This is a genomic window from Vibrio injensis (assembly GCF_001895205.1).
GTDB lineage: Bacteria > Pseudomonadota > Gammaproteobacteria > Enterobacterales > Vibrionaceae > Vibrio > Vibrio injensis.
Genome location: NZ_BDJF01000016.1, coordinates 715,742 through 730,223, shown reverse-complemented (window position 1 = coordinate 730,223; position 14,482 = coordinate 715,742). Strand labels below are relative to the sequence as shown.

The following is a 14,482-nucleotide window of genomic DNA, read 5'->3' as shown; positions in this document are numbered from 1 at the left end:
TTTCCTATCTTAAAGAGTAGGGCGCAGCATTTAATCTATTTATTGATAGGAATATGACTTTGACTACTGAAAAGAAAATGATGAATATCACTGAAATTCAGAGCCTGCTTCCACACCGGTACCCTTTTTTGTTGATCGATCGAGTGACCGATTATGAAGAAGGTAAATACCTTGTTGGGCTAAAGAATGTTTCAGTGAATGAACCTCAGTTTACTGGTCATTTCCCTCAGTTGCCAGTTTTCCCAGGCGTGCTAATTTTAGAAGCCATGGCTCAAGCGACTGGGTTGTTGGCATTTAAAACCTTTGGTGCACCAAAAGAAAACGAGCTGTACTATTTTGCAAGCATTGATAATGCAAAGTTTCGTAAACCAGTTGGCCCTGGCGATCAATTAATGATTGAAGTGGAATTTATCAAAGAGCGCCGAGGTATTGCTCTTTTTAACGGAGTAGCCAAAGTCGATGGCGACGTGGTTTGTTCCGCCGAACTTAAATGTGCACGCAGAGAGTTTTAAGATGATTCATCCAACGGCACAAATCCACCCAACCGCGGTGGTCGAAGATGGCGCAGTGATTGGCGCTAATGTCAGAATTGGTCCATTTTGTTATGTCGATGGCAAAGTGGAGATTAGTGAAGGTACTGAGCTGTTATCACACGTTGTTGTCAAAGGGCCGACTAAGCTTGGTAAAGACAATCGCATTTTTCAATTCGCCTCAATTGGTGAAGCTTGTCAGGATCTCAAATATGCGGGTGAAGATACTCAACTGATTGTTGGAGATCGCAATACGATTCGTGAAAGCGTCACTATGCATCGTGGTACCGTGCAAGATAAAGGTATCACCGTTGTAGGCAGTGATAACTTGTTTATGATTAATGCACACGTAGCCCATGATTGTGTGATTGGTGATCGCTGTATTTTTGCCAATAATGCAACCTTAGCTGGACATGTCAAAGTCGGTAATCAAGCCATCATTGGTGGCATGTCAGCAATTCATCAATTCTGCCACATTGGCGATCATTGTATGCTAGGCGGTGGATCGATCGTTGTACAAGATGTGCCGCCTTTTGTGATGGCGCAAGGTAACCACTGTGCCCCTTTTGGCATTAACGTCGAAGGTTTAAAGCGTCGTGGTTTTGAAAAAGCGGAAATACATGCGATTCGCCGTGCTTATAAGGCGTTGTATCGTAATGGACTCACTTTGGAAGAAGCCAAAGTGGAAATTGCTAAAGAAGCGGCAAATTTCCCTGCGGTTCAGCGTTTCCTAGATTTCTTAGCTGACTCAGCTCGCGGTATCATCCGTTAGTTTTAGACTTGGCGTTAGACAAAAGATCGCCATTTATCGGCGATCTTTTGCATTTTATGCGATTACCTATCAGAGGTATTGAGGAATGGAACAACAACCTTTACGTATTGGTATTGTTGCGGGGGAATTGTCGGGGGATACCCTCGGTGAAGGCTTTATTAAAGCGATCAAAACCCGTTATCCTAATGCTGAGTTTGTCGGGATTGGCGGCCCGAAAATGATGGCTCAAGGCTGCCATTCTCTGTTTGATATGGAAGAGTTAGCCGTCATGGGCTTGGTGGAAGTGCTCGGACGCTTGCCTCGTTTGCTCAAAGTGAAAGCCGAGTTGGTCCAGTATTTTACGCAAAATCCACCGGATGTCTTTATTGGGATTGATGCGCCAGATTTTAATTTACGCTTGGAGCGAGATTTAAAGCAAGCGGGCATTAAAACGGTGCATTATGTCAGCCCTTCTGTATGGGCTTGGCGTCAGAAGCGAATTTTTAAAATTGCTGCAGCCACGGATCTGGTGCTCGCCTTTTTACCTTTTGAAAAAGCGTTTTATGATCGGTTTAATGTTCCGTGTGAGTTTATTGGCCATACTTTAGCTGATGCTTTACCACTTCAGCCTGATAAGCAAGCGGCTCAGCGTTTATTAGGGTTAGATGAACAGAAGCGCTGGCTTGCTGTGTTGCCAGGCAGTCGTAGCGGAGAAATGAAGCTGCTAGCTAAGCCGTTTATTGAAACGTGTCAACGACTGCATCAAACTCATCCAGAATTAGGGTTTGTTGTTGCGCTGGTCAACGCACAGCGGCGCGAGCAGTTTGAAACGATTTGGCAACAAGTGGCTCCTGAGCTGGATTTTACCTTAGTTGATGATACCGCTCGTCATGTGATTACGGCATCGGATGTGGTGATGCTGGCGTCCGGTACAGTCGCATTAGAGTGCATGTTACTCAAACGGCCGATGGTGGTCGGTTATAAAGTCAATGCCATTACCGCTTTTTTAGCAAGACGCTTACTCAAAACCCCTTATGTTTCACTGCCGAATATTCTCGCTGGGCAAGAACTGGTGAAAGAGTTTTTACAACAAGAGTGCAACGTTGATAACCTGTATCACGAGTTAACTCGGTTGTTGCAAAATGATAACCAAGCATTAGTAGATAAATTCACAGAGATGCATCATTGGATCCGCAAAGATGCGGATCAACAAGCCGCGCAAGCGGTACTGACATTAATAGGAAAATAACCGCGTGACCATAAAAGCCAATAACGATCTGCCCCCTTTTATTCTTCCGGCTGGCTATCACTGTATTGCCGGTGTTGATGAAGTCGGACGCGGGCCACTGGTTGGGGATGTGGTCACGGCTGCGGTCATTCTAGACCCAACGCAACCGATTAATGGTCTGAATGACTCTAAAAAACTGTCAGAAAAAAAGCGCCTCGCGTTACTACCAGAAATTCAAGCGAAAGCGTTAGCATGGTCGATAGGGCGTTGTTCACCAAGGGAAATTGATCAATTGAATATTTTCCAAGCAACAATGCTGGCTATGCAGCGTGCGGTAGCGGGTTTAGCGATTCAACCTGATTTCGTTTTAGTTGATGGTAATAAAGTGCCTAACTTACCGATGGCTGCTGAAGCCGTAGTGAAGGGCGATTTACGAGTCGCGCAGATCAGTGCGGCATCGATCATTGCGAAGGTGGTACGCGATCAAGAAATGGCTGAGCTCGATCTGCTTTACCCGCAGTTTGGTTTTGCGCAGCATAAAGGTTATCCGACCAAAGCGCATTTTGCTGCTATCGAACAACATGGAGTAATTGATCAACATCGACGTAGTTTTGCTCCCGTCAAGCGCGCATTAGGTTTATAGCCTCAGATTTCCCCTGATGGTTTTACGCGTCTACGGATTAACGTAGAATAGTACGATTACCCGATCTAGCCTTCGAAGCCTCTAGGATTCAATTGAATGTCAGACCCAAAGTTTATCCACTTACGTGTTCACAGTGATTTTTCCATGGTGGATGGTTTGTCCAAAGTCCCCCCTCTGGTTAAGCAAGTGGCGGCGATGGGGATGCCAGCCATGGCCCTGACCGATTTTACTAACTTATGCGGATTAGTGAAATTTTATGGTACTGCGCATAATTGTGGCATCAAACCGATTATTGGTGCTGATTTTACGCTGCGTTCCGATGAGTTTGCTGATGAACTGACCAAAATCACTATTTTAGCCAAAAATAATCTTGGTTATAAAAATCTTACCTTATTGATTTCAGAAGCGTATTTGCGTGGTCATATCCAACATCAACCAGTGATTGATAAACAATGGTTGGTCAAGCATGCCGAAGGTTTGATTATTCTTTCTGGTGGTAAAAATGGTGAAATCGGCCGAGCGTTATTAAAAGGCAATCAAGCGTTAGCGGAAAAGTGCGTAGAGTTTTATCAAACCTATTTCGCCGATCATTTCTATTTAGAGCTAGTGCGCACAGGGCGAGCGGATGAAGAGAGCTACTTACATTTTGCTCTCGACTTAGCAGAGCAAACGCAATTACCGGTTGTGGCGACCAATGAAGTGGTTTTTTTAAACGCGGAGCAATTTGATGCCCATGAAATTCGCGTTGCCATTCATGACGGTTATACCTTAGAAGACCCAAGACGGCCTAAAAATTACAGCCCTCAGCAGTATTTACGCACCGAGCAAGAGATGTGCGAGTTGTTTGCCGATATTCCACAAGCGCTCGAGAATAGTGTTGAAATTGCCAAACGCTGTAATGTGACCGTTCGCTTAGGTGAGTATTTCCTACCTAACTTTCCGACGGGCGGATTAGCGATTGAAGAATTTTTGGTCGTGAAATCCAAACAAGGATTAGAAGAGCGCCTAGAGTTTTTGTTTCCCGATCCACAAGTTCGTGCCGAGCGTCGCCCTGAATACGATGAGCGTTTGGATATTGAGCTGCAAGTGATTAACCAAATGGGATTTCCGGGTTACTTCTTGATCGTTATGGAGTTTATCCAATGGTCAAAAGATAATGATATTCCGGTTGGCCCCGGTCGTGGTTCAGGTGCTGGTTCTTTAGTCGCTTATGCGCTGAAAATCACCGATCTTGATCCCCTTGAATATGACCTACTATTTGAGCGCTTTCTTAACCCTGAGCGGGTCTCGATGCCTGACTTTGATGTCGATTTTTGTATGGACAAGCGAGATCAGGTGATTGATCACGTGGCTGAATTATACGGTCGTGATGCTGTATCCCAGATCATTACCTTCGGCACCATGGCGGCGAAAGCGGTGATCCGTGATGTGGGACGGGTATTAGGACATCCTTTTGGATTTGTTGACCGTATCTCTAAGTTGATCCCCCCCGATCCCGGCATGACGCTTGAAAAAGCGTTCAAAGCTGAGCCTGCACTGCAAGAGTTGTATGACGCTGATGAAGAAGTCAGAGAGCTGATCGATAAGTGTCGGATCCTCGAAGGGTGTACTCGAAATGCCGGTAAACACGCCGGAGGCGTAGTGATTTCGCCGACCACGATCACCGATTTTGCGCCGCTGTATTGTGATGCTGAAGGTCATCATCCTGTTACTCAATTTGATAAAAACGATGTTGAATACGCCGGATTAGTAAAATTCGATTTCTTAGGTCTGCGTACGTTAACCATCATTGACTGGGCATTGGGGTTAATTAATCCACGTCGTGCGGCTCTGGGGGAAGCGCCACTACGAATTGAAGCGATTCCGCTGCAAGATGAAGCTTCATTCCGATTGCTACAAAAATCTGAAACGACCGCCGTATTCCAGTTGGAATCGCGCGGAATGAAAGAGCTTATCAAACGTCTAAAACCGGACTGTTTTGAAGATATTATCGCTTTGGTGGCGCTGTTTCGTCCTGGGCCTTTGCAGTCCGGCATGGTAGATAACTTTATTGACCGTAAACATGGTCGTGAAGTGATCTCTTACCCAGATGAAAAATGGCAACATGAGTCATTAAAAGAAATTCTAGAACCGACTTACGGCATCATCCTCTATCAAGAGCAAGTCATGCAGATTGCTCAGGTGCTAGCTGGTTATACCTTAGGCGGTGCGGATATGCTACGCCGTGCGATGGGTAAGAAAAAACCAGAAGAGATGGCTAAGCAGCGCGCTGTATTTAAAGAGGGTGCTGAGAACAACGGTATTGATGGCGAGTTGGCGATGAAAATCTTTGACTTGGTAGAGAAATTTGCCGGTTATGGATTTAATAAATCTCACTCTGCGGCCTATGCTTTGGTGTCTTATCAAACGTTATGGTTAAAAACCCATTATCCTGCTGAATTTATGGCGGCGGTAATGACCGCGGATATGGATAATACCGAGAAAGTGGTTGGTTTGGTTGATGAGTGCCAACGTATGGGATTGACCGTGTTACCGCCTGACATTAACTCTGGTTTATACCGTTTTAATGTTGATGAGAACGGGGCGATTGTGTACGGTATTGGAGCGATCAAAGGTGTTGGTGAAGGGCCAATCGAAGCAATTTTAGACTCGCGCAGTAAAAACGGCTATTTTAAAGACTTGTTTGATTTTTGTGCTCGAATCGACCTTAAAAAAGTTAATAAACGGGTGATTGAGAAATTAATCCTTGCCGGAGCATTGGATAGGTTAGGTCCCCATCGGGCGGCAATGATGGCCTCGTTGGATGATGCGGTAAAAGCCGCCAGCCAACATCATCAAGCAGAGGCCTTTGGCCAGGCTGATATGTTTGGTGTTCTGACCGATGCTCCTGAAGAGGTGGAACAAAAGTATACTCAAGTTCCTCCTTGGCCGGAAAAAGTTTGGTTAGAAGGGGAGAGAGAAACGTTAGGGTTGTACTTAACGGGTCACCCGATTAATCAGTATTTAAAAGAATTACCTAAATATACCAGTTGTCGCTTAAATGAAGCGACGCCGACACGACGAGATCAATCATTAACATTAGCCGGTTTGGTGATTGCTGCTCGAGTCATGACCACCAAACGTGGTAGTCGAATTGGCTTAATGACTTTGGATGATCGCTCTGGACGTATTGAGGTCATGCTTTATTCTGATGCCTTAGATAGGTATGCAGAATTGTTAGAAAAAGATAAAATTCTGGTTGTTTCCGGACAGGTCAGCTTTGATGACTTCAATGGTGGCCTTAAAATGTCTGCGCGCGAAGTCATGGACTTGGGTAGCGCGCGTGAAAAATATGCCCGTGGTTTATCGGTGTCGATTGCACAATCGCAAATCGATGAGCAATTTTTTGAGCGCTTTAGTCAAATCTTAGAGCCTCACCGAGCAGGGACTGTTCCTGTCAATGTATACTATCAACGCTCAGATGCGAGGGCGCGTTTGACGTTGGGTACGGAGTGGCGGGTTACGCCGAGTGATACATTGCTAGATGAATTACAACAGTTACTTGGTAAAGACCAAGTAGAACTCGAATTTAACTAAATTCAGCTGCGCAATTGACGAGCTGAGTAAAAAAGGATCGGTAGATGAGCCTAAATTTTTTAGATTTTGAAAAACCTATTGTCGAGCTTGAAGCGAAAATTCAGGCGCTACGCGATGTCTCTCGTCATGGTGCAAGTTCTTCGGTTGATCTTGAAAAAGAGATCGAACAATTAGAGAAGAAAAGTTTAGAGCTAAAAAAGAAAATTTTTGGTGATTTAGGTGCATGGCAGGTCGCTCAATTGGCACGCCATCCTCAGCGCCCTTACACTCTTGATTATATCAATCATATCTTTACTGAATTCGATGAATTGGCCGGTGATCGAGCGTATGCCGATGATAAAGCCATTGTCGGTGGCATTGCCCGTTTAGATGATCAACCTGTGATGATCATTGGCCATCAAAAAGGTCGTGAAACACGCGAAAAAGTCAGACGTAACTTTGGTATGCCAAAACCAGAAGGTTATCGTAAAGCGCTGCGTTTAATGGAAATGGCTGAGCGTTTCAATATGCCTATCATTACCTTTATTGATACGGCGGGTGCTTATCCAGGTGTTGGAGCTGAAGAGCGTGGCCAGTCAGAAGCGATTGCCACGAACTTGAAAGTGATGTCCGGTTTAAAAGTGCCGATTATTTGTAACGTTGTTGGTGAAGGCGGCTCTGGTGGTGCGTTAGCGATTGGCGTCGGTGATTACGTCAATATGTTACAGTATTCAACCTATTCGGTTATTTCTCCGGAAGGCTGTGCTTCAATTTTATGGCGTGATTCTGACAAAGCGCCGCAAGCGGCCGATGCGATGGGACTCACTGCGCCTCGTTTAAAAGAGTTAGCCTTGATTGACGAAGTGGTTGAAGAGCCTCTTGGTGGTGCACATCGTAATCCTCTACAAATGGCTAATAATCTGAAGGCCACTTTGCTGCGCCAGCTCGCCGATCTACAAGGTTTGCAGCATGATGCGTTGTTGGCTCGTCGTTACCAACGTTTAATGAGCTATGGTTACTGCTGAATAGTCATTAATCGTTTGATGATGATTCACTGAATCTGATTAAAAGGGCTGGAGAGAATCCAGCCCTTTTGCTTTTCTGTCTCCAGCGATACACTGAGCATTATTTATCTCGACCTAAGAAGATCAGTATGGATTTGTACCAGCATTTTTCTCATCAACTGCAAGCCCATGATACGAAAGATTTGGTTTTGGCGTTTAGTGGTGGTGTCGACTCACGAGTGCTGTTGCATTTACTGGCTCAATATCGAGATCAGTATGCGGTTAATGTGCGTGCGGTGCATGTCCATCATGGATTGAGTCGTAATGCCGATCATTGGGTTGAGCAATGCCGAACTTGGTGTCATCAAAACCATATCCTCTTTGATGTTGAATATGTCACACTCGATCGCAATAGCGGTGAGAGTCTTGAAAAATTAGCACGCGATGAGCGCTATCGGGTATTAGCGCAATACGTCAATCAGCAAGATACCTTATTATTGGGCCATCATGCCGATGACCAACTAGAGACTTTTCTGTTGGCTTTGAAGCGAGGAAGTGGTCCCAAGGGATTATCTGCTATGGCCGCCTGTGCTTCCTTTAGTCAAGGTCAATTACTGCGACCACTGTTAACCGTCACTCGGCAACAGATTGAGCAGTTTGCTGAATGTCATCAATTATTATCAATAAGTGATGAAAGCAATGCTGATCTGCGCTATGACCGTAACTTTTTACGACACCAAGTTGCGCCAATTCTTACTCAGCGTTGGTCCTCTTTTCGTCAAGCCGTACAACGCAGTGCCGAATTATGTGCAGAACAAGAAACGTTAATTGAAGAGTTGTTGGCGGAAAAACTGGCGAAGATGATTAACTCTGATGGTGCCTTATCAATTCAAGGGTTAAAAGAGTGTAGCGATGCCATGCGGCGACAATTGATCCGCGCATGGTTAACCCAGCAGCAGCGTGCGCTACCCAGTCGCCAGCATACCGAGATGATCTGGAGTCAAGTGGCACTGGCAGAGGCGGGCGCTAACCCGATTTTACATCTCAAAGCGTATGATATTCGTCGTTTTAATGATCTTCTTTTTTGTGTTAATTCCGTCGCCGATATCAGTGAGTGGCAGCAAAAGATCCGCTTAGATACCCCCCTTATACTTCCCGATCGACTTGGCGAGTTAACTTTATCGTTAAATCGACAAGGCAATATCCGTTTACCGGATGAGCCTGAGGCTTTGCAAGTGGTCTTTGATCCGACAGGGCTAAGTGCCTGTCCAGTGGGTCGAGCTGGATCTCGTAAATTGAAGAAGCTATTCCAAGAATACGCCATACCCAGCTGGCAACGACGTCGTATGCCGATTTTACTCGAGCACAATAGGGTCGTCGCTATCGCAGATTTATTTGTCGATCGTGATTTTGTTGGGCAAGAGTGCCAACTGATCTGGGATAAGTCGCCGATGATTTCTTTGCACAGAAATGAGCCTAAGCAGAGTAATGCTTAGGCTTTGTATTGATTGTTACCTATCGCTAACCGATAATACGCAGCATAAGTTAGGTGAATTCAAGGTGATGTTTGGATTGGCTCAACAATACTCTGATAACGAAACCGTGTAAGGGATGAACATGAAAAAGATCGAAGCGATTATCAAACCATTTAAACTGGATGATGTCCGTGAAGCGTTGGCGGAAGTCGGGATCACGGGGATGACGGTCTCTGAAGTGAAGGGGTTTGGTCGCCAAAAAGGGCATACTGAACTCTATCGTGGTGCCGAGTACATGGTGGATTTTTTACCTAAAGTAAAATTAGAAATTGTCGTCAGTGAAGAGATGGCCGATCAGTGTGTGGATACCATCATTGAAACGGCGCAAACGGGAAAAATTGGTGATGGAAAAATCTTCGTCAGTGATATTCAGCGAGTGGTACGTATTCGTACTGGTGAAGAAGATGAAGATGCGATTTAATCATTACCACTTAAGAGATTAAAAGTTGTTTCGCTTCTTAGACGTTAAGTGATAAGAAGTGAAACCGTTTGTTTTCTATTCTGGTGAGTCTAATGAAAAAACGCTATCTTTTACTTTTACCAGTAATGATAACACTGACGGTCACGATTATTTTTCATCTTATATTCTCTATTTCTAAACAGCCACAACTGCTCACCTTAGGTCAAGATACGCTGGGGAGAGATTTAGTTTGTTATCAAAACCCTCACGCTGAACCGATTGATCATGATGGTCAGTTAACGGTATTGGTGTGGAATATCTACAAACAAAATCGTGAAAACTGGTCGAGTGAACTGACCCGATACAGTGAACATGCTCAATTACTTTTGCTGCAAGAAGCGAATATGACTGCTGAGCTACGTCAGTGGATCAGTCAACAAGCTTGGGACGGTGCTTATGTTGATGCGTTTCGTGTCTTTGGTGCCTCTTCTGGGGTACTCAATCTTAGCTATCATATGCCACGCTTAGCTTGTGCCTATACTCAACTAGAACCTTGGTTGCGCCTACCTAAATCGGGTATTTTTGCTCATTATGCGCTGAGTGATGGTCAAACCTTGGCCGTGGTTAATTTGCATGCGGTTAACTTTACCTATGGGCAAAAAGCCTATCGTGAGCAACTTGAATCTCTGCTTAGTGCGTTAAGAAAACATAATGGGCCGATGATTGTTGCTGGTGATTTTAATAGCTGGAATCAACAGCGAGCACGATTTTTAAAGTCGGCATTGTTATCACTGCACATGAAGGAAGTCGAATTTTCCCCTGATCAGCGGCTAAGGTTTATGAAGGGATTACCTTTGGATCACGTCTTTTATAAAGGATTAACCTTAGAACAAGCTCAAGCGCCAGAATCTGATGCCTCTGATCATAATCCAATGTTGGTGTCTTTTCGTTTATAGGCCTTGATAAATAGGCATTTTAAGCCGCAATACAGCTTGTTTGTACCTCGCAGTGTCAGATGGTAGCTTGGCTATGTTGGCTTATTGATATTCAGTATTCGATAGCACATTTTTACCAAACCAATATCGAATCAGATCTTGTAATGCCGATAAGGAGGTCGGTTTTTCTAGGCGGCCATCCATCAATAGGCTGATCATCTTTAGCTCATGGTTACCTGATTCTCCGGATAGTGCGATGATTGGAGTGTTAGGCGTATGCGCTTTGATGATTTGACTAGCCTCAAAACCATTCATGACCGGCATTTGAATATCCATTAAAATCAAATCAATAGGCTGTGTTTTAACGATATTTACCGCACTTTCACCGTTGTTGGCTTGCACGCTATCAATCCCAAGTTGATCTAAATACAGTTTAACCAATGTACGCTGTATCTCTTTATCATCGACAATCAGTATGGTCGGGGTTGGATTAGGGTTGGATAACGGCTGTGGATTGGGGACGCTATCTTCCTTAACTGTTTGATTCGAGTGCCAATCGTTGAAATAAGGGGTTCGCAGCGAATCTGCTCGTGGTGCATTGGGCACAATCGGAAAGTACAAATGAAATTCTGTAAACTCCCCCAATTTAGATTTACATTCAATCCGACCACCAAATGAACGCATGACGCGTTGGCAATAGCCGAGCCCTAAACCACTCCCGCCACTTTTTTGGTAAGAGAAAAAGTCCTCGAAAATCTTATCAGCAATAACCTCATCAATACCTGGCCCTGTGTCTTTAAATATTAATACGTGTTCATAACTGCCTATTTGGGTTGTTATTTCAATTTGACTATTAGGATAGGAGTCAAAATAATAGATGGCATTACGAATCAGGTTGAAAATAACAAAGTTGAATAAGGTTTCATTGAGTTTTACGACAAAGTCGTCTTGTTGTGGTAAGTGAATTCGCTCAATCACTTTCTCATTCTCAAAACCGTACTGGCTGACTGCTTGATCGACCGCTTTGTGAATAGAAGTCATTGTCACCGGTTCGTGTTCTGGCGAAGTATCGCTCACTTCACGTAAGATGATATCTATGAGTTGGCGTCCACGTTGAATGGCAGCTTGGCCATTCTCTATCTCTAATTTTATCTGTTGAGCAGAAGATTGACGTTCAACATGCTTCTTTAAAATCTCAAAACACAATTGAACTTGAGACAGTGGATTGCGCATTTCATGAGCGATCGAATTGGCCAGTGCACGGCTTTGATGAATGCGACGATCGGCTTCAATAATACTTTGTATTCGGGTTAATAAGGTTTGAAGAGCAGAGATTTCTTCGTGAGAAAACATCTGATTATTGATCTTATGCGGCGATATTAATAAATGTGTCACTGATTTACCATGACCGAATAGTGGCATCACTAATGCGGTATTGTTGGCGATCATTTTATCATAGAGCGCTTTGACTGGACTTTTTTCGGCGTTTCTATCATTCAGTTTTTCAAACAGTTCATCAAAGACTAGGGCCGTTTGTTTAGAGGAAAGGTAACATGCGTAAACAGACTCACTGTGGTTACTGCTAACCAGACGCAGCTTATCACTTGGTATTTGTAATAATTCTCCCAAACGGCGCATTGCATCATCGATGGACAGTTTAAAATCTTCTTCTAAAGCGAGAATTTGCTCAACGGGTGTCTGTCGATTGCCATAAATCAGTAATGAGGCATAACGACTTACTTTTTTATAAAGTGGCTGCCAAGTAATACCGATCAGCGCGCAAAATGGAATGACAAACAGCCACTGATGACTATCTGTGATAGGAATAAAAATGGCACCTAAAGGGATAGTCAAAACACCACACACCAACAGAGTATTAAGGCCTAGGTAAGTAAGGTATTCGACACTGTAGAAGCGTGATGTTAATAGGGCATAGCCTACAAATAACATTTCACTGATCGAGAGCGCTGGCGGTAGCCAGGTTAATGAAAAATCACCCATGAAGTAAGTGATACCAAGGTGAATGGTTGCTGTAGATATCATGAAGACCAAAATACCGGCAATCATATAGTTAGTTCTGGCTAATGTGACTCTACTGCTATTGGCTCGCATTGTGATTAGGTTGGTCAGAGTCAGTACAACAAACATCACCAGTCCAATAAAGAAATGGGAAGTATGTGAGCCAAATTCGATACTGAAGTGACTAGGGGCTAAAATTTCGACGTGTTCAACGGTCAGATCTGGTCTTAGATTGATGAACAGAGAATAGACCGTCAATATGACAAAAATTGCTTGTTGCCATAAGTGGATTTTTCCATTGCGCTGCTCGGCGGCGAGTTGACAAGAGAAGTAATAAGCAAAGGCGAAGGCAAAGAGCGAAGCAAGATTAGCTAATTTAGCGACTAATACCGCAACAGAAGCCCCTAGCTCAGGTAATAAATCGGTATGGAAATAAGCGTTGCTACCGATCCATGCAATAATACATATTGAATACGCGATGTAGGGGACATGATATGTCCCCCAAATGGCCTCATTTTTTTGTTTGAGACGATAGCAATAGTAGGTGAGCCAAGCCAAGACCAGGGCGACAGTGGTAAGAAGAGTGATTGCTTTAGCATAGAGAATCGCCCCTAAATTGATATCAAGCATACTCTTCCTTTTTTAGTACAGCGTGTTGTCTGGTTTGACGAACCGCTTGTTTATAGGTGCGATAATTGGTATCGCTGAATACTTTGTTGATTGATTCGAAGTTCCAAAATCCACGGTAAGTTTTTTTACCGTTATTATTTAAATCACAATATCCTGAGTGAAAATATGCTTTTGGATCAATTACTTGATAAAATTTAAGCATGAAAGGTTGTTCGATAATAGTAAAACCAATTTTGTATCCGAACTGATGCATTACTCGCATCAGTTCTTTTTGCGCAAGATAGAGAAAATAGAGTTTTTGTTGAGTATTACCACTGACGGTAAAACGCAGTATTTCGCAGACGGCGCTTTTGACGGACAATCGTAATTGAAATTGCCGATCGAATTCTGGTAGAGAGTCGCATTTTGACAATGCTGGCTGGAAAATAGGCAAGGCAGCAAAAGCATCATACCCTTGAGCGGGTAAACAAAATTGCCACTGTTTATTGCTAAATTGCGGCGCATAACTGAGCCACGTCTGACGCGATGACCAATCTTGTACTAACATTGAAGCGACTAAAATAGGTAGCTGCCCGTCATTAGGGTGTTTGAGCAACACGAAGTGTTTGCCCGCTTGTGATAATGACAATAGAGGCAACATCTCGTACCACTTTTCACCTTTGATAAACAGCTCAAGATTGCTTAAGGTGATGGCCTCTTTGATGAGCATTTTTTGCGGATGACTTGGCGTCGTGACGAGAAGATCGGAATTTTCTATGTTATCAAGCAATAAGCCATAGTAAGCCTGATCTTCCAGTGGCAGCTCAATATCACCATCACCATCATCACTAGCGGCAGTATCAATGACGGAGTTCGCTTTGATGGCTGCTATCTCACATTCACACCAAAAGTCCAGCCAATGTCGGTAACACTCGCTCACTACTTGCTCAAGTAGTGCTATCTCTTCAGATAAGGTGCTTGGATAATTCTGAATGAGTTCGCGATAGTCGATCTGCTCAAATAATACAGAGAAACTTTTATTACGATGCTCAGGAAAAAGAGTGACTAATTGCTGTTTACGATGCTCTGTCACCGAGAGGAATAGCTCGGAACGCTGTTGCGATGGATAGGTGTTGATTACCAACGCGATGAGCATTTGTTGTTTTTGGTCAACAGGCATATCGCCCGTCAACAGTGAACGTAAAGATAATATTAATTGCATCGAGTGAACCTAGCCTAGGTTTATTTAATTATTTTTATTGAGGAAAGCATT

The 14,482-nt window shown here is 43.8% G+C and carries 11 protein-coding genes; 9 read left to right on the top strand and 2 right to left on the bottom strand.

Features of this window, described 5'->3' with window-relative positions:
- Window positions 1-80: 80 nt before the first annotated feature.
- The 9 genes from fabZ (at window position 81) to BSR11_RS08645 (ending at window position 10,602) form a co-directional block, all read left to right on the top strand.
- Window positions 81-512: a 3-hydroxyacyl-ACP dehydratase FabZ gene (fabZ, locus tag BSR11_RS08685; RefSeq protein WP_181397476.1), complete on the top strand. Its 432-nt coding sequence runs from the start codon at window positions 81-83 to the stop codon at window positions 510-512.
- Between the two features lies 1 nt (window position 513).
- Window positions 514-1,302 carry an acyl-ACP--UDP-N-acetylglucosamine O-acyltransferase gene (gene lpxA, locus BSR11_RS08680; RefSeq protein WP_072669995.1) on the top strand — a complete coding sequence of 263 codons (789 nt, stop codon included), beginning with the start codon at window positions 514-516 and terminating at the stop codon, window positions 1,300-1,302.
- An 85-nt stretch (window positions 1,303-1,387) separates the two neighbouring features.
- Entirely contained in the window at window positions 1,388-2,530 is a 1,143-nt protein-coding gene (lpxB, locus tag BSR11_RS08675; RefSeq protein ID WP_072669994.1) for a lipid-A-disaccharide synthase, read from the top strand.
- A 4-nt stretch (window positions 2,531-2,534) separates the two neighbouring features.
- On the top strand, window positions 2,535-3,152 hold the full coding sequence (gene rnhB, locus BSR11_RS08670; protein ID WP_083544911.1) for a ribonuclease HII: 618 nt from the start codon (window positions 2,535-2,537) through the stop codon (window positions 3,150-3,152).
- Window positions 3,153-3,248: 96 nt separating this feature from the next.
- Complete coding sequence (dnaE, locus tag BSR11_RS08665) at window positions 3,249-6,728, top strand: DNA polymerase III subunit alpha (protein WP_072669993.1); 3,480 nt, start codon at window positions 3,249-3,251, stop codon at window positions 6,726-6,728.
- A 44-nt stretch (window positions 6,729-6,772) separates the two neighbouring features.
- Window positions 6,773-7,732: an acetyl-CoA carboxylase carboxyl transferase subunit alpha gene (accA, locus tag BSR11_RS08660; protein ID WP_072669992.1), complete on the top strand. Its 960-nt coding sequence runs from the start codon at window positions 6,773-6,775 to the stop codon at window positions 7,730-7,732.
- A gap of 128 nt (window positions 7,733-7,860) precedes the next feature.
- Window positions 7,861-9,207 (top strand): tRNA lysidine(34) synthetase TilS, encoded by a 1,347-nt coding sequence (gene tilS / locus BSR11_RS08655; RefSeq protein WP_072669991.1) that lies wholly within the window; start codon window positions 7,861-7,863, stop codon window positions 9,205-9,207.
- Between the two features lie 121 nt (window positions 9,208-9,328).
- Complete coding sequence (gene glnB / locus BSR11_RS08650; RefSeq protein WP_004394677.1) at window positions 9,329-9,667, top strand: nitrogen regulatory protein P-II; 339 nt, start codon at window positions 9,329-9,331, stop codon at window positions 9,665-9,667.
- A 92-nt stretch (window positions 9,668-9,759) separates the two neighbouring features.
- A complete protein-coding gene (locus BSR11_RS08645) occupies window positions 9,760-10,602 on the top strand; it encodes an endonuclease/exonuclease/phosphatase family protein (RefSeq protein ID WP_072669990.1) in 843 nt (280 codons plus the stop codon).
- An 81-nt stretch (window positions 10,603-10,683) separates the two neighbouring features.
- On the opposite strand, the gene luxN is transcribed toward BSR11_RS08645, so the two are convergent.
- Both luxN and BSR11_RS08635 read right to left on the bottom strand, forming a co-directional pair.
- Complete coding sequence (gene luxN / locus BSR11_RS08640) at window positions 10,684-13,230, bottom strand: quorum-sensing autoinducer 1 sensor kinase/phosphatase LuxN (protein WP_072669989.1); 2,547 nt, start codon at window positions 13,228-13,230, stop codon at window positions 10,684-10,686.
- Window positions 13,223-14,431, bottom strand: a complete 1,209-nt coding sequence (locus tag BSR11_RS08635; RefSeq protein WP_072669988.1) for an acyl-homoserine-lactone synthase — start codon at window positions 14,429-14,431, stop codon at window positions 13,223-13,225. The genes luxN and BSR11_RS08635 overlap by 8 nt, the downstream gene beginning before the upstream one ends.
- Between the last annotated feature and the right edge of the window lie 51 nt (window positions 14,432-14,482).

Excerpts from the sequence above, each read along its gene's own strand:
- fabZ (WP_181397476.1), top strand. The coding sequence starts at position 81 with ATGAATATCACTGAAATTCAGAGCCTGCTTCCACACCGGTACCCTTTT.
- lpxA (WP_072669995.1), top strand. The coding sequence starts at position 514 with ATGATTCATCCAACGGCACAAATCCACCCAACCGCGGTGGTCGAAGAT.
- lpxB (WP_072669994.1), top strand. The coding sequence starts at position 1,388 with ATGGAACAACAACCTTTACGTATTGGTATTGTTGCGGGGGAATTGTCG.
- dnaE (WP_072669993.1), top strand. The coding sequence starts at position 3,249 with ATGTCAGACCCAAAGTTTATCCACTTACGTGTTCACAGTGATTTTTCC.
- accA (WP_072669992.1), top strand. The coding sequence starts at position 6,773 with ATGAGCCTAAATTTTTTAGATTTTGAAAAACCTATTGTCGAGCTTGAA.
- tilS (WP_072669991.1), top strand. The coding sequence starts at position 7,861 with ATGGATTTGTACCAGCATTTTTCTCATCAACTGCAAGCCCATGATACG.
- glnB (WP_004394677.1), top strand. The coding sequence starts at position 9,329 with ATGAAAAAGATCGAAGCGATTATCAAACCATTTAAACTGGATGATGTC.
- BSR11_RS08645 (WP_072669990.1), top strand. The coding sequence starts at position 9,760 with ATGAAAAAACGCTATCTTTTACTTTTACCAGTAATGATAACACTGACG.
- luxN (WP_072669989.1), bottom strand. The coding sequence starts at position 13,230 with ATGCTTGATATCAATTTAGGGGCGATTCTCTATGCTAAAGCAATCACT.
- BSR11_RS08635 (WP_072669988.1), bottom strand. The coding sequence starts at position 14,431 with ATGCAATTAATATTATCTTTACGTTCACTGTTGACGGGCGATATGCCT.